Source organism: Crocosphaera watsonii WH 8501 (genome assembly GCF_000167195.1).
Classification (GTDB): Bacteria; Cyanobacteriota; Cyanobacteriia; order Cyanobacteriales; family Microcystaceae; genus Crocosphaera; species Crocosphaera watsonii.
Genome location: NZ_AADV02000090.1, coordinates 1 through 15,580, shown reverse-complemented (window position 1 = coordinate 15,580; position 15,580 = coordinate 1). Strand labels below are relative to the sequence as shown.

Here is a 15,580-nt window from a genome sequence, read left to right as displayed (position 1 = left end):
CGCCATGTAAGATTACCCCCATAGCCAAGCCAGCCCACGATGCTACTTAATCGCGCCCCATAACTGAATCCTTCTTTAACTCCCAATGGAACAGGACTGTAATCTGACCATCCACAACTAGGACATTTATAGAATCCGCGACGATATTCCCTGATTTCTATGGGTTGGTCTACTACTTCAGCCACTTGCTGGACTTTTTCGGGAACTACTTCATCTCGTTCCACTGAACCCCCACAAACAGGACAGTTTTCTAGTTCTAAAGGGACTATCTTATCGGGCTGACCAAAACCATTACGGGTCTTCCCTGGGTGGTCATATTTTGGTCCGCGTTTAAATCCTTTTTTGCGTTTCTTTTTGTCAGAAGGCTTTTTTAGTGGGTCTGATGATGGGGGGACTGAACTGTTTTTTGAGTTACGGTTTTTTAGCTTATCTCTCTCTTCTTTCAATTTTTCAATTTCTTGCTGTTGTGTAGAGATTTGTTGTTGTTGCTGGTCAATCAGTCTTTGTTGAAGAGATAACTGTTGTTGTGCCTTGACTAGCCACTCAATCATGAAGACATTCTTCGCCAACTGTTCATCGGCGATAGCTCTAACTAGCTTTGAATCAATGGTAGCATTTGTGGTCATAACCCCCACCATACATAAAAATCCCCGATTTTACCTTTATGTTGTCAAGACAGATTCTTTATTGCGGTGAGCAATTACTAAAAATGCGCCAGGTGGTGACATCTTTGCCCGCTTCAAAAATTCCACCCTCAAAACTTTATACAAAAAAATACTGTCCGAGAGGCGAGATGGAAAATCGGATTAAAGAACAACAATTAGACTTGTTAGCTGATAGAACTTCAACTCAAACATTTCAAAGTAATCAACTAAGATTATGGATACATTCCTGGGCTTATGTTCTCATAAATGCTTTTCGTCAACACTGTTTAAAAAAAACTTCATTGGCTAAAGCAACTGTGGGAAGAATACGTCTAAATCTTCTTAAGTTGGGAGCCAGAATAAAGATTAGTTGTAGAAGAATTATTATCGCTATAGCTAGTGCTTGTCCTTATCAAGATATTTTGTCTATTGCTAACAAAAGAATTAAAACTATTCCTAATACTGGATAAGTAGAATAAGTTGTTTTCTAAAAAAGATATCTATCATAAGTTGTTGACTGACTGATACTTTCATTTAGTCTTATTTATCGTGGAGAAAATCAAAAGTTAATATAATTATTCCCTCTTAAACTCAATTTTTGGATAATCAAAGTCAATTTTTTTATTCATCTATATTCAAAATTTCTATTAGTCCTAAAAATTATCATTTTTCATCTCTGGATTGGGCTTTCAAATTAATTTGTGAGAAATCCGGGTATAACCCCCCGGAGAGTGGGTTCCGTAACCATTAGTAGCTAAGGGGTTCGCACCACTTAAACTAAAGTCTGCATTACCACTGGCTATGATCAATAATACGCCTCCTGCGGCGATCGCTCCTAATACTTGCGCTACGATATAAGGCAATAAATCAGAGCCATTAAAGCGTTTTCCTGCTAATAAACCGAAGGAAACTGCCGGGTTAAAATGACCCCCAGAAATATGACCTACTGCATAGGCCATGGTTACAACCGTTAGTCCGAAGGCAAGGGAAACGCCTAAAAACCCTAATCCTAAAGGGTTTCCGTCTCCTCCAAAGTTAGCAGCGAGAACCGCACTCCCGCAACCTCCTAACACTAGTGCAGCTTGGCGAAAGTAATCCACCAGATTTTTACAGAAACTTTCGTGACTAGCCACGACAATGTGTTTCAATGAAACTAACGGAAGAATCTCGAAGTTGATGTCCATGATAAAAGCATTGCCAATTAACCTCTCCAACCTACAGAAAACAGTACTCCAACAAATAGTGAGAGGGACAACAAACCCCTATCGCCTTGTTAGACGAGCCAAGCTAATCTTAGCCGCAGCATCAGGAGAGAGCAATAGTTCGATTAGTCGAAGATTAGAATTAGACCGAGTACAAGTGCGTCAGTGGCGATCGCGATGGTTTGAGGAGAGAGAAAAACTGAGTGCCGCCGAAGAACAACAGGTAACGGAGAAAGCATTAATGGTCTTGATCAAAGGAATTTTAAGCGATCGCCCAAGACCTGGAACAACAAAATCCTTTACGGTCGAACAAGTAGTCCAGATTGTAGAGATCGCTTGTGAAGAATGTGAAAAATCAGACAGACCAGTGAGCCATTGGACACCTTCAGAGTTGGCGGATGAAGCCATAAAAAGAGGAATTGTCGAAAAGATTTCCCCCCGTAGTGTGGGGCGTTTTTTAAAAAGAAGCGACATTACAACCACATCTCGTTCGTTACTGGTTAAATGCCAAAATTGATGATCCCTTAAAATTTAAAAAGCAAGTCAAATATATCTGTGAACTTCATCAAGAAGCTAAAACTTTGTTAGAACAAGGAATTCATTTAATTAGTACAGATGAAATGACAGGGATTCAAGCTCTTGAGAGATTATTTCCGAACAAAAGAATCAAGCCTAAACAAGTAGAAAAAATCGAATTTGAATATGAAAGACACGGAACTTTAAGCTTGATTGCGAACTGGGATGTGGCAAGAGGAAAAGTTGTTAGTCCCTCTATTGGACCGACAAGAACAGAACAAGATTTTTCTGAACATATCCAGAGAACTATTAAGATTGATGAAAAAGCAGAATGGATTTTTATTGTAGATCAACTCAACACTCATAAATCGGAAAGCTTAGTCAAATTAGTAGCAGAAAGCTGTGGAATTACTATTGATTTGGGGAGAAAAGGAAAGGAGGGGATTTTGCAATCTATGGAGAGCAGAGCAGATTTTTTATCAGATGAATCTCATCGAATTCGCTTTGTTTATATTCCCAAACATACATCGTGGCTTAATCAAATTGAGTGTTGGTTTTCGATCTTAGTCAGGCGTTTACTCAAAAGAATTACTGTCCGTTCAACTGAAGAACTATCCCAAAAAATTCTCAATTTTATTGATTACTTTAATCAACATTTTGCTAAGCCGTTCGTTTGGAAATTTAAGGGCTTTAAAGATCATAAGTGACTGGTGGATTATTTTTGCTAAGCTGCACTAGTCCATTGATTAAAATAGACTTAACTACTGTACCTGCTGAGATTTTTTCTCTAACATCTATTCCTAATTTATTATTAATTATTTTGACTATTCCTATTTCATCAATTAAACCAGCTACTATCCCTAAATGGTCTAAATTTTTAACTTGTATTTCTTCTAAATAAGACATTTTTCGCTCTTTTTTTTACAGAGGAAACAACTTAAGCAATTATCCCACTTTTTTGTCTTCAAGAGCTTAAGCAATTATACTTAATTGTTAACCCTAGGCTTGTAGTATTTAATGCTACTTTTTGAAGTGCGGAATCTGGGTTATAACCTAGTTTAAGCTGTTCTAGAAGTTGCTTTTTTTTTAACCCACTTAAGCGATCGAACTCCTCTGTTAAGGTGATAGAATCATCTTTTATTTGACCATAGATAGGGTTTTCCGCTTTTAACCTTGGCCATAAACGTTCCATAACTGGTTGTACTAACTCTAAACTCGCTATGCGATCGCTACAGTTAGCCAAGACAGAGGGAACTCCAAACAAAAACCCTAGTGCTAGAGTTTTGATTGCGATTAATATAACTTTTCTCGGACTCATAAAGTACAGCGTGAAAATGAGACAAAACTTTTCTACTTTATTGTTAACATATATCAGGATAATAATTTTTGGTAAAGAATGTGTGTTAAAATGAGGGATGGAAGCCAAAACAGATATCATTACAAAAGAGGAAACAATCTTACAGTTTTTCTTGCGTAAAGCTAGGTTATTGGTGAATATTCAAAGGAAAATAAAACCATTATTGTTCTCTTTAAAAGCCAAAAAATAATGACAGAAAAACTATACGAAGGCAAAGCAAAGATTCTCTATACAACAGATGATCCCGATATTCTCCTAACCCATTTCAAAGATGATGCCACTGCCTTTAATGCTCAAAAGCGAGGTACTATTGTAGAAAAAGGCAAAATGAATTGTCAGATCACAGTTGCCTTATTTCAATGGTTAGAATCAAAAGGAATACCTACCCATTTAATCAAACAATCCGCCGATGACAAAATATTAGTAAAACGAGTTAAGATTATTCCCATAGAAGTAGTTGTTAGAAATATAGCAGCAGGAAGTTTATGCAGACAGACAGGGTTAGAGGAAGGATCTAAATTACCCTTTCCCTTAGTTGAATTTTACTTTAAGAATGATGAACTAGGAGATCCCTTGTTGACCCGTGATCGCCTTTTAATATTAGAACTGGCCACAGAAGAACAACTCAAACAACTACAAAACCTAGCCTTAAGTATCAATCAACATTTACAAGAATTTTTTGCCAGTTGTCAAATTACTCTAGTGGATTTTAAGCTAGAATTTGGGCTTGATAAACAGGGGAAAATTCTCTTAGCAGATGAAATTAGCCCCGATACCTGTCGACTATGGGATCAAACAGAAAAAGATCCTCAAAAGCGTGTCATGGATAAAGATCGCTTTCGTCGAGACTTAGGAAAGGTTGAAACAGCTTATCAACAAGTTCAGAAGAGAGTTTTAGAGCAATTAGGATCAGCTAAAAAGGGACTTTGATCGAGAGTTTGGGAAGTAAGGACAAGTTTGACTGGTAAGATTAGCATCAACTTTGTCAAAATAAACATTTCGCTTGGAACGGACATCTCACGATGGCTAAGCGTCTTCGCCATCGTGAGATGTCCGTGACCCGCCTAATTATACCGACTCTGACAAGCACGGTACAGAGGGGGGCTTCTCGGCGGTGAGGTAACAAAAATTGGAACAATTTGTTACAGTCGGGGTCTAAGAGACGGGTAATATGGCTCGGCTGTTAGATAAGCTGTTAGCTATCAGTTAAGTTAACCAAAAGGAACGGATAACAGTGAAAACGCTATAGCTTGATTGGGTGTGTAGGAAGTGTCAAACCAGAGCAAAAAGTTACATTTTTTCCCCTTACTGGGGATTATCCTGACAACAACAACTGTCTGGGTAGCCGAAAGGCCCTTAAGAGGGCAGAACGTCCCGTCAGTAGCCAGTATCAAAGACCCAGAAGCAACTGATTTTGAGTTTCTGGAAAATCTCACCTGGGACTCACAGACCGATGAATATTCAACAGAGGTTGAGCCTTATACCAAGGTTTCAGACATAAAAGAGGGGGTATCTTCTCCAGTGAAGTCCCAGGATGGAGTCAAGGAGCCAATAGCCAGAGATTCCAGCCCAATAATACTGGAAGATCCTTGGTTAGAAGAGTCTAGAGGCACTATTGACCCTTATCCTAGAGTTTCCACCATCCAAGCAACAACGGAAGTTGTTGCTACTGAAGATAACCATCCCAACCTCTCCGATGCCTGGTTAGAAGAGTCCTCAGAGGCAATTAACCCTTATCCCAGGGTTTCCCAACTCAAGGAGGTACAACCAAGCCCTGAACCCCCTTCTCAGTCCTCTACAGCCCCCCCAAACCATGAAGGTTTAGCCCCTCAATTAACCGTAGATACAGTATCCCAGGCTAACTTAGGCGAAGCGATCGCCCCTGAGTTAACTCAGCCACCAGAAATAGTCCAAGAAACTATTCCACTGGAGTTAACTCAACCAGCAGAAATAGCCCAAGAAACAACCCCTCCCAGTAATGGTGAAGATATCCAAGATAGGGATATTCCAGTGGTTCCCACACCAGAAGTGATTCCTGCCCCCGAAGGAGAAACCGAAGAAATAGAAACCAGCGAACAAGAACCCCGAGTCTTAGTGGTAGAAGTAGTAGTTGAAGGGGCTGAGCGAGAACTTGAAAACTTAGTTTATAACACAATACAGACTCGGCCAGGGCGTACGGCCACCCGTTCCCAACTACAAGAAGACGTAAACGCCATTTATGCCACAGGTTTCTTCGCTAACGTGGAAGTTACCCCTGCCGACACACCTTTAGGGGTAAGAATTACTTACGCCGTCGAGGTCAACCCAGTTTTAGAGCAGGTGGTAGTTAGTACCGTGCCTGATGTAGAAGATGAACGAGCTTTACCCCCTGAGAAAGTTCAAGAAATTTTTGGGGAGCAATACGGTAAAACCCTGAACCTGAGGGATCTTCAAGAAGGAATTGGCGCAATTAACGAATGGTACGCCGAACAAGGATTTGACCTAGCGCAAGTTATTGGTTCCCCCGAAGTCAGCGAAGATGGTATTGTCACCTTAGTAATCGCTGAAGGGGTGATAGAAGACATTCAGGTACGCTTTTTTGACCCAGAAGACGAACCCTTAGATGGAAGAACCCGCGACTTTATCGTTACCCGTGAAATGCAGTTAAAACCTGGGACTGTCTTTAACCGAAGAACAGCACAATTTGACCTACAAAGGATTTTTGGCTTAGGACTCTTTGAAGATGTGCGGGTTTCCTTTAGTCCAGGGGAAGACCCCAGAGAAGTAATCGTCAATGTGGATGTGGTGGAAGGTAACACCGGATCATTAGCCGCAGGGACAGGGATCAGTTCCAGTAGTGGACTGTTTGGAACCATTAGTTACCAAGAACAGAACTTAGGGGGTAACGGTCAAACCATCGGGGGTGAAGTCCAAGTTGGGGAAAGGGAACTACTATTAGATGTCAGTTTTACAGATCCGTGGATTGCTGGTGATCCTTTCCGTACCGCTTATACAGTTAACGGGTTCCGTCGTCGGACTATTTCCCTCGTCTTTGATGGGGATGATTCTTCCATTAGAACCCTTAACGGGTTTGACAGTCCTCGGGTCATTCGTACAGGGGGTGGTGTTTCCTTTGCCCGTCCCATAGCGGATAATCCCTTTACCAAACCAGACTGGCGACTCACCGCCGGGGTTAACTATCAACGGGTACAAATCGAAAACGCAGACGGGGATATTGCCCCTCTATCAGCCCCCCTCAACGGTTTTCCAGAACAACCCTTGGCCTTCAGTGACTCGGGACGGGATGACTTGTTAACCCTTAGCTTCGCTGCGGCTCAAGATTTTCGTAATAATCCCTTACGTCCCACCAGTGGTTATGTTCTTCGCTTAGGTGTAGAACAAACCCTCCCCGTAGGTTCGGGAAGTGTTACTTTTACCCGTTTGCGAGGCAATTATAGTTATTTTCTACCCCTAGATTTTATCGATTTAGGATTTATTGAAGAAGATCAACCCAAACCCCAGGCTTTAGCCTTTAATGTACAAGCCGGAACCGTATTGGAAGATTTACCCCCTTATGAAGCTTTTGTGGTGGGTGGTAGTAATTCAGTCCGAGGCTACGCAGAAGGGGAGGTGGGTAACGGACGGAGTTATTTTCAAGCAACGGCAGAATACCGCTTTCCCATTATTCCGGCGGTTGGGGCCGCTCTCTTCTTCGATTATGGGACAACCATTAAGTCTCAACGCTCTGTTCGTGGTATCCCTGGCGTAGTGCGAGGATTACCTAGTGATGGCTATGGTTATGGTTTGGGGGTGAGAATTCAATCTCCCGTCGGACCTATTAGGGTTGATTATGGCATCAATGATGACGGGGACTCTCGTATTCATTTTGGTATTGGAGAAAGATTTTAACACAGTGAACAGTTATCAGTTATCAGTTATCAGTTAAAAACCATTAATATTGGAGTTTAAAATGACATCTACTATAGAAAAAGGCATCACAGTATCCGGTATTGGTTTACATTCTGGGGCTAACACTGAAGTCAGAATATTGCCCAATTATGGAAATCAAGGCCGTTATTTTGTTCGGGTTGATTTACCAGAAAAACCCATCATTCCCGCCACTGTTTCGGCAGTGAATCAAACCTTATTATCCACAGAATTAATGGCTAATGGGGCAAAAATTCGCACTGTGGAACATTTATTAGCGGCTCTCAACGGATGTGGCATCGAAAATGCTTGCATCGAAATCGACGGGCCCGAAGTTCCCTTATTAGACGGTTCGGCTCAAAACTGGGTAGAGGCTATGCTGGAATCTGGTCTGAGTCCCTCAGAAATGGTCATAGGCAGCCCGATCACAGAACCAGTATGGGTTAGGGATGGAGATGCTTTTGTGGCTGCTATACCTGCCCCAGAAATCCGCTTTAGCTATGGTGTTGATTATCCTTACCAAGCGATCGGCAATCAATGGGTGAGTTGGAACCCCAAAAAAGAGCCATTTCAAGAGTTGATCGCCCCGGCCAGAACCTTTGGCTTTGCCGATCAAATTGAACAGTTGAAACAATCAGGGTTAATTAAAGGAGGGAGTCTAGACAACGCTTTGGTCTGCGATCGCTCTGGTTGGCTTAACCCTCCTTTACGCTTTGAAAATGAACCAGTACGCCATAAACTCTTAGATTTAATCGGCGATTTGAGTTTATTAGGAACCATTCCCCAAGCACATTTTTTAGCCTATAAAGCTAGTCATAAACTTCATGTTCAACTAGCTCAAGCCTTATCAAAAAACACGGGAGTCCAGTGACTTCTTAACCGCCGTTGTTTCTCCGTTGCTACTCAAACCCTGATGATCATGTTTCAAAAGTTAGCATTTTTACAAAAATCTAAATATAAGGAGCAATAGTTTATTTTTCTGGAGTAATTGGCGAGCTAAGACTTAAAATAATTCTTTGAATATGTGATTTTGAATATTTTTATCAATAAAAATCACAATATTGTATAAATATGCCCCTGAAAACTATAGGATACCCGGATTTCTCACAAATTAATTTGAAAGCCCAATCCAGAGATGAAAAATGATAATTTTTAGGACTAATAGAAATTTTAAATATAGATGAATAAAAAAATTGACTTTGATTATCCAAAAATTGAGTTTAAGAGGGAATAATTATATTAACTTTTGATTTTCTCCACTATAAATAAGACTAAATGAAAGTATCAGTCAGTCAACAACTTATGATAGATATCTTTTTTAAAAAACAACTTATTCTACTTATCCAGTATTAGGAATAGTTTTAATTCTTTTGTTAGCAATAGACAAAATATCTTGATAAGGACAAGCACTAGCTATAGCGATAATAATTCTTCTACAACTAATCTTTATTCTGGCTCCCAACTTAAGAAGATTTAGACGTATTCTTCCCACAGTTGCTTTAGCCAATGAAGTTTTTTTTAAACAGTGTTGACGAAAAGCATTTATGAGAACATAAGCCCAGGAATGTATCCATAATCTTAGTTGATTACTTTGAAATGTTTGAGTTGAAGTTCTATCAGCTAACAAGTCTAATTGTTGTTCTTTAATCCGATTTTCCATCTCGCCTCTCGGACAGTATTTTTTTGTATAAAGTTTTGAGGGTGGAATTTTTGAAGCGGGCAAAGATGTCACCACATGGCGCATTTTTAAGCCATCACTTCCATAACAAACTTTTGTCACTACTCTTCTTTGACAACTCTATGACTTTTCTGTTTTATAACGAATAGAGCGATACCAAGTAGAAATTGGTACTAATTTTTTAACTTCTTCTAAATCTTCTTTTTTCTGAAATAAACTATCCATTAATTCAGTTATTGGAGCTAGTTTTTTTTCATATTCATGTTTGGCTTTTTCAATTACATCATCCGCTCGTAACTTAAGAACGCCATTTGTTCCCATAGCTATAACATAATCAACTAAAGGCTGATTTTCACAAAAATAGAAGATTTCTTCACGGGCATAGGCACTATCACCCCTAACTAGGATATGAGTCTCTGACCATTTTTTCTCTAATTAGTCCGATAATTCTTTGTAATTCGTCTAAGGCTCCATCGGCTGGATCTACATTAGATGAACGAAGTTTAGCAACTAATAAATGATGCCCACAGAAAATATATAAAGGAGCATAACATACTCCGTGATAATAACTATTAAAAAATGCCCCTTCTTGATTACCATGTACTTGGTCATCCGTGACATCCATATCTAATATAATACTTAAGGGAGGTTTTTTATAAGACTCTAAAAAAAATTCGACAAAAGATTTTTCAATGGCTTCAAAGTTGGGTTCTATTTTATGATAACGACTCGTTTTTTGGTCGAGAATAGTCTCAGGACAATATTCCAATCTATTAATTGTACTTTTTCCAGCTAACCATCCCTTTTTATCTTCAAGTTCATTAAGCTTTTCTAAAGCGATCTTAAGGGCAGGATCGTGACGTAATTTATCATGGTCATTGACATCTTCATAGCCTAAAATAATTCCATAAAGCCTTTGTGCTAATAACTCATGAACGGAATGATCTACATAAGATTGATGACGATGATCTTGAAAACAGTTACCAAACTTCTCGGTAATTCCCAGCTTTTTATCCAACTCAGCTATCCAGACAATCCCCGCATCTGAAGTGATTAGTCCCCCATCAAAATTAGCGATTATTTCTTTTCCTTTCTGTTTACTAAAGTTGATTACTTGACGAGGGGTTCGGGGATGACTGGGACTCATTAAATCAGTTTAAGGTAAATTGCTTTAATAATTAAATTATAGCATATTTTATTCTAACAATCTAGTACTATTAGAGATTTTATTAATAATTTTTTTGGAAAAATTAGTGATTGATTTATCTTTTCATCTTTGTCTAATTCGGGTTGATTTTAACTTAAAATCTGACAACAGACTGTTGGGTGATTTCCGAGAAAGCTTTTCCCATAGGGGGTAATCGCTTGGACTAAAGGCTTTCAAGAAATAAAAGGAACAGAGAGTTAGCGGATCTTGGTACACAACTTTAAAATTTCATAATTGGCTTGTCTGAAAAAACAGAAGAAATAGATTAAAATGAAGAGGTAAAAAGATTAGAGAGAGTAAATTGAAGCTAAAACAGACAAATAATCCCTTAACCCCGTCGATGGTCGATGATTTACGTTTAGCAGCCTCAAAAATGACGGGAGCAGAGCGTCGTTCATTTCAAGCTGAAATGTGTCTCAAGTATTGTGGAGGAAGTGCCAGACAAACCGAAATCGTGTTTGGTTGGGGGAGAAAAAATGTTCAACTTGGATTACATGAAAAACGAACTGGGATAGTGTGTTTAGGATTACAATCAGTCAATAGTGGATGTAAAAAATGGGAGGAAAGATACCCAATAGTTGCCCAATCATTGAAAGAAATAGCCGAAGCTCACGCACAACAAAACCCCACATTTAATAACCCCATTGCCTATACAAGATTAACGGCGGCTGAAGCCATTAAACAATTAAGAAATCTAGGATATAATGGAGAGGAGGTTCCTGCTGCTTCGACAATGGCAGATATTTTAAATCGTTTGGGCTATCGATTAAGAAAAGTGGTAAAAGCTAAACCTAAAAAAAAATCTCGGAGACGGACGCTATCTTCGAGAATATAGAGAAAAAAGATAGAAAAAAAGACCCTTCTGTGAAACGTTTAAGTATGGATTGTAAAGCAACTGTGGAAATAGGAGAATATTCACGTGGCGGACAAACCAGAGGTTATAATCAAGCTCAAGATCATGATATGGGAACTAAAGAAAAATACGCTCCTTGTGGGATTGTAGATGAAGATACAGGGCAACTTTATGTAACTTTTGGAAGTTCTTATAAAACGAGTGATTTCATGGTAGATAACTTGGAGCAATGGTGGACAAGTCTGAGTATAACTGAAAAGCAGCAACTAGAGAACATCCAAATTAAAGTTGATAATGGACCAGAAAATAGTGGAATAAGAAGGCAATTTTTGAAGAGAATGGTAGAGTTTGCCGACCAAACTAAGAAATCTATTCAATTACTATATTTTCCTCCTTATCACAGTAAATATAATCCCATAGAAAGATGTTGGGGAATTTTAGAGAGGCATTGGAACGGAACACTTCTGAGAAATGCTCAAACGATGTTAGCTTGGGTAAAAACTATGACATGGAAAGGCTTAAATCCGATAGTTAAGTTAAGTAAAAAAGTTTATCAAAAAGGCATTTCTTTAACGAAAAAAGAGATGAAGGAAATTGAGAAACGTTTAGAACGTAATCCTCACTTACCTAAATGGGATATTTTGATTAGACCCAGTTAGTCTAAAAAGTTAATAAGAGTGTAAAATTAAGTGAATTTCCTTTTTAAAAATAGTCAAAGCTAATTTAAAAGTTAGCGTATTTCTTTCTTTTAGATAGGGAGGTTTTTGTTCGCGGAAAGTATCCGCGAACAACTTTTTATTTTTCCCTTTTCGCTTATTTGAGATGTTCTACAAACAGATTCTGAGAATGGGTGGGAAACTTTTTCTTGGAAATCACCTAACCCTGCTTCCATCCTGGTTTTACTAAGTCCAAAACGGAGGGTTATGTCGTTACTCTTAGGATTTTACTCCTTTGATTCCGAGTTTGGCTCCTTTAGCCAACAAACCAACAGTTATTCTGTTATAAAGGTGTAGAACGGGCTACACACTTATACTTGGTACAAGCTTTCTAGCCCAACGAATCACACCTGAATAGCCTGATCTGTCACCAGCATCAATTCCATTGAGAACAAAGCCAAAGCCATTAATCAAACTAATGCTTGAAGGTTGGTCATTACCTATCTCCTGCGAGTTCTTGAGGTCAATTGTGAGGAATTGGCTGAAACTCATTCCTCCACTATCCGTGGTTTGAACTTCAATGGTGTGGCTGTTATCGGTTTCAAAGTCCAGTAAACTGCCATTAGCCACAATTAAATGGTTATTTTCATTAATGGCAAAACGTCCCCCCGCATCATCAAGAAGATTATAAGTGTGGGTGTCTCCTGCATCGGGGTCTGAGGTGTTTAATTGGGCAATAACAGTGCCATTGGCACTGTTTTCATCAACGTTGGCAGTATTGAGGTTTGACAGTTCAACCACAGCCACAAAATTACTGCGCCCAAAGACCACATAACTCTCACCTGCTCTAGAATTGCCATTGGGGTCGGCATGATATGTCCCAATAAGAATATCAGAGAAACCATCCCCATTGACATCTCCCGCACTACTTACTGATCTGCCTGAGAAGTCATATTGATCAATACCATTGAGGACAAAACCATTGATTAAACTTATCTCTGTAGGTGCTGAATTATTTTCATCATTATCATCGTTACTAATAGTACCGACTCCTTGATTATCCTCTAAAGTAACGTTACTGCTATTAGTTTGTAAGTTACTTAAGTTACGGAAGAAGGTTTCATTATCTTCTACTATATTATCTCCAGTTACTTCCACTGTAATTTGTTGAGTGGTTTGGTTGGGATTGAAGGTTAAAGTAGTAGTTGGAATGGGGACATAATCATTATCAGCTACAGTAGCAGTGCCATCTGCTGTGGCGTAATCTACAGTAACTACTTCATCAACTAGGTTGGAAAGACTAACTGTAAATACAAAATTAGTTATACCGTTGTCTCCTTCTGTTATGGTTACATCTTCAATGGAAATCTTAGCCTCATCGTCATTCTCGATAGTACCGACTCCTTGATTATCCTCTAAAGTAACGTTACTGCTATTAGTTTGTAAGTTACTTAGGTTAAGGAAGAAGGTTTCATCATTTTCTACTATCTTATCTCCAGTTACTTCCACGATAATTTCTTTAGTGGTTTCTTCGGGATTGAAGGTTAAAGTAGTAGTTGGAATGGGGACATAATCATTATCAGCTACAGTAGCAGTGACATCTGCTGTGGTGTAATCTACAGTAACTACTTCATCAACTAGGTTGGAAAGACTAACTGTAAATACAAAATTAGTTGTGCCTTTATCTCCTTCTGTTATGGTTACATCTTCAATGTCAATAGTAGCATCATCATCATTATTGATAGTACCGATTCCTTGATTATCTCCTAACGTAACGTTACTACTATTAGTTTGTAAGTTACTTAGGTTAAGGAAGAAGGTTTCATCATTTTCTACTATCTTATCTCCATTTACTTCCACTGTAATTTGTTGAGTGGTTTCGTTGGGATTGAAGGTTAAAGTAGTAGTTGGAATGGGGACATAATCATTATCAGCTACAGTAGCAGTGCCATCTGCTGTGGTGTAATCTACAGTAACTACTTCATTAACTGGGTTGGAAAGACTAACTGTAAATACGGCGTTGGTTGTGCCGTTGTCTCCTTCAACTATGGTTACATTGTTAATGTTTATAGTGGCATTATCATCGTTATTAATTGTTCCTAATCCTTGATTATCTCCTAAAGTAATGTTACTACTGCAGCTTGGCGAAAGTAATCCACCAGATTTTTACAGAAACACATTGTCGTGACTAGCCACGACAATGTGTTTCAATGAAACTAACGGAAGAATCTCGAAGTTGATGTCCATGATAAAAGCATTGCCAATTAACCTCTCCAACCTACAGAAAACAGTACTCCAACAAATAGTGAGAGGGACAACAAACCCCTATCGCCTTGTTAGACGAGCCAAGCTAATCTTAGCCGCAGCATCAGGAGAGAGCAATAGTTCGATTAGTCGAAGATTAGAATTAGACCGAGTACAAGTGCGTCAGTGGCGATCGCGATGGTTTGAGGAGAGAGAAAAACTGAGTGCCGCCGAAGAACAACAGGTAACGGAGAAAGCATTAATGGTCTTGATCAAAGGAATTTTAAGCGATCGCCCAAGACCTGGAACAACAAAATCCTTTACGGTCGAACAAGTAGTCCAGATTGTAGAGATCGCTTGTGAAGAATGTGAAAAATCAGACAGACCAGTGAGCCATTGGACACCTTCAGAGTTGGCGGATGAAGCCATAAAAAGAGGAATTGTCGAAAAGATTTCCCCCCGTAGTGTGGGGCGTTTTTTAAAAAGAAGCGACATTACAACCACATCTCGTTCGTTACTGGTTAAATGCCAAAATTGATGATCCCTTAAAATTTAAAAAGCAAGTCAAATATATCTGTGAACTTCATCAAGAAGCTAAAACTTTGTTAGAACAAGGAATTCATTTAATTAGTACAGATGAAATGACAGGGATTCAAGCTCTTGAGAGATTATTTCCGAACAAAAGAATCAAGCCTAAACAAGTAGAAAAAATCGAATTTGAATATGAAAGACACGGAACTTTAAGCTTGATTGCGAACTGGGATGTGGCAAGAGGAAAAGTTGTTAGTCCCTCTATTGGACCGACAAGAACAGAACAAGATTTTTCTGAACATATCCAGAGAACGATTAAGATTGATGAAAAAGCAGAATGGATTTTTATTGTAGATCAACTCAACACTCATAAATCGGAAAGCTTAGTCAAATTAGTAGCAGAAAGCTGTGGAATTACTATTGATTTGGGGAGAAAAGGAAAGGAGGGGATTTTGCAATCTATGGACAGCAGAGCAGATTTTTTATCAGATGAATCTCATCGAATTCGCTTTGTTTATATTCCCAAACATACATCGTGGCTTAATCAAATTGAGTGTTGGTTTTCGATCTTAGTCAGGCGTTTACTCAAAAGAATTACTGTCCGTTCAACTGAAGAACTATCCCAAAAAATTCTCAATTTTATTGATTACTTTAATCAACATTTTGCTAAGCCGTTCGTTTGGAAATTTAAGGGCTTTAAAGATCATAAGTGACTGGTGGATTATTTTTGCTAAGCTGCACTAGGAAAAGGATAACTTGCCGCCATGATATATTCTGACTCTAAAG

10 protein-coding genes and 6 pseudogenes are annotated in these 15,580 nt (G+C 38.9%); 10 read left to right on the top strand and 6 right to left on the bottom strand.

Annotated features, from left to right (window positions below; all coding sequences use genetic code 11):
• Positions 1–635 (bottom strand): annotated as a pseudogene (locus CWATDRAFT_RS22335) (IS66-like element ISCwa4 family transposase); the annotation flags it as partial.
• Between the two features lie 56 nt (positions 636–691).
• On the opposite strand from CWATDRAFT_RS22335, the pseudogene CWATDRAFT_RS22330 reads away from it, so the two are divergent.
• Positions 692–1,114 (top strand): annotated as a pseudogene (locus CWATDRAFT_RS22330) (transposase); the annotation flags it as partial.
• Between the two features lie 234 nt (positions 1,115–1,348).
• On the opposite strand, the pseudogene CWATDRAFT_RS22325 reads toward CWATDRAFT_RS22330, so the two are convergent.
• Positions 1,349–1,828, bottom strand: a pseudogene (locus tag CWATDRAFT_RS22325) (aquaporin); the annotation flags it as partial.
• On the opposite strand from CWATDRAFT_RS22325, the gene CWATDRAFT_RS22320 reads away from it, so the two are divergent.
• Both CWATDRAFT_RS22320 and CWATDRAFT_RS22315 read left to right on the top strand, forming a co-directional pair.
• Entirely contained in the window at positions 1,782–2,363 is a 582-nt protein-coding gene (locus CWATDRAFT_RS22320; RefSeq protein ID WP_007303067.1) for a helix-turn-helix domain-containing protein, read from the top strand. The pseudogene CWATDRAFT_RS22325 and the gene CWATDRAFT_RS22320 overlap by 47 nt on opposite strands.
• A 64-nt stretch (positions 2,364–2,427) precedes the next feature.
• On the top strand, positions 2,428–3,069 hold the full coding sequence (locus CWATDRAFT_RS22315) for a transposase (protein ID WP_007307136.1): 642 nt from the start codon (positions 2,428–2,430) through the stop codon (positions 3,067–3,069).
• A 13-nt stretch (positions 3,070–3,082) separates the two neighbouring features.
• Here CWATDRAFT_RS22315 and CWATDRAFT_RS22310 read toward each other — a convergent pair.
• Positions 3,083–3,268, bottom strand: a pseudogene (locus CWATDRAFT_RS22310) (DUF4277 domain-containing protein); the annotation flags it as partial.
• A 58-nt stretch (positions 3,269–3,326) separates the two neighbouring features.
• Complete coding sequence (locus tag CWATDRAFT_RS40290) at positions 3,327–3,680, bottom strand: hypothetical protein (protein WP_042712150.1); 354 nt, start codon at positions 3,678–3,680, stop codon at positions 3,327–3,329.
• Between the two features lie 97 nt (positions 3,681–3,777).
• Between CWATDRAFT_RS40290 and CWATDRAFT_RS41140 the strand changes: the two genes are divergently transcribed.
• The 4 genes from CWATDRAFT_RS41140 to lpxC all read left to right on the top strand — a co-directional run bounded on the left by CWATDRAFT_RS41140 (position 3,778) and on the right by lpxC (position 8,496).
• Positions 3,778–3,909 carry a hypothetical protein gene (locus CWATDRAFT_RS41140; protein WP_007312191.1) on the top strand — a complete coding sequence of 44 codons (132 nt, stop codon included), beginning with the start codon at positions 3,778–3,780 and terminating at the stop codon, positions 3,907–3,909.
• Complete coding sequence (gene purC / locus CWATDRAFT_RS22300) at positions 3,909–4,649, top strand: phosphoribosylaminoimidazolesuccinocarboxamide synthase (RefSeq protein ID WP_007307137.1); 741 nt, start codon at positions 3,909–3,911, stop codon at positions 4,647–4,649. The genes CWATDRAFT_RS41140 and purC overlap by 1 nt, the downstream gene beginning before the upstream one ends.
• A gap of 945 nt (positions 4,650–5,594) precedes the next feature.
• Positions 5,595–7,607 carry a BamA/TamA family outer membrane protein gene (locus CWATDRAFT_RS22295; protein ID WP_412093245.1) on the top strand — a complete coding sequence of 671 codons (2,013 nt, stop codon included), beginning with the start codon at positions 5,595–5,597 and terminating at the stop codon, positions 7,605–7,607.
• A gap of 61 nt (positions 7,608–7,668) precedes the next feature.
• A complete protein-coding gene (gene lpxC, locus CWATDRAFT_RS22290) occupies positions 7,669–8,496 on the top strand; it encodes a UDP-3-O-acyl-N-acetylglucosamine deacetylase (protein ID WP_007307139.1) in 828 nt (275 codons plus the stop codon).
• Between the two features lie 468 nt (positions 8,497–8,964).
• Here the strand turns inward: lpxC and CWATDRAFT_RS22280 are convergent.
• Positions 8,965–10,450 (bottom strand): annotated as a pseudogene (locus CWATDRAFT_RS22280) (IS1380-like element ISCwa5 family transposase).
• Positions 10,451–10,850: 400 nt separating this feature from the next.
• Between CWATDRAFT_RS22280 and CWATDRAFT_RS41945 the strand changes: the two are divergent.
• Positions 10,851–12,022, top strand: a pseudogene (locus tag CWATDRAFT_RS41945) (ISAzo13 family transposase).
• Between the two features lie 360 nt (positions 12,023–12,382).
• On the opposite strand, the gene CWATDRAFT_RS38780 reads toward CWATDRAFT_RS41945, so the two are convergent.
• A complete protein-coding gene (locus CWATDRAFT_RS38780) occupies positions 12,383–14,113 on the bottom strand; it encodes a Calx-beta domain-containing protein (RefSeq protein ID WP_268742523.1) in 1,731 nt (576 codons plus the stop codon).
• 106 nt (positions 14,114–14,219) lie between these two features.
• On the opposite strand from CWATDRAFT_RS38780, the gene CWATDRAFT_RS22260 reads away from it, so the two are divergent.
• Both CWATDRAFT_RS22260 and CWATDRAFT_RS22255 read left to right on the top strand, forming a co-directional pair.
• Positions 14,220–14,801, top strand: coding sequence for a helix-turn-helix domain-containing protein (locus CWATDRAFT_RS22260; RefSeq protein WP_007303067.1), 582 nt, complete (start codon positions 14,220–14,222; stop codon positions 14,799–14,801).
• A gap of 64 nt (positions 14,802–14,865) precedes the next feature.
• On the top strand, positions 14,866–15,507 hold the full coding sequence (locus CWATDRAFT_RS22255; RefSeq protein ID WP_007303151.1) for a transposase: 642 nt from the start codon (positions 14,866–14,868) through the stop codon (positions 15,505–15,507).
• Positions 15,508–15,580: the final 73 nt, after the last annotated feature.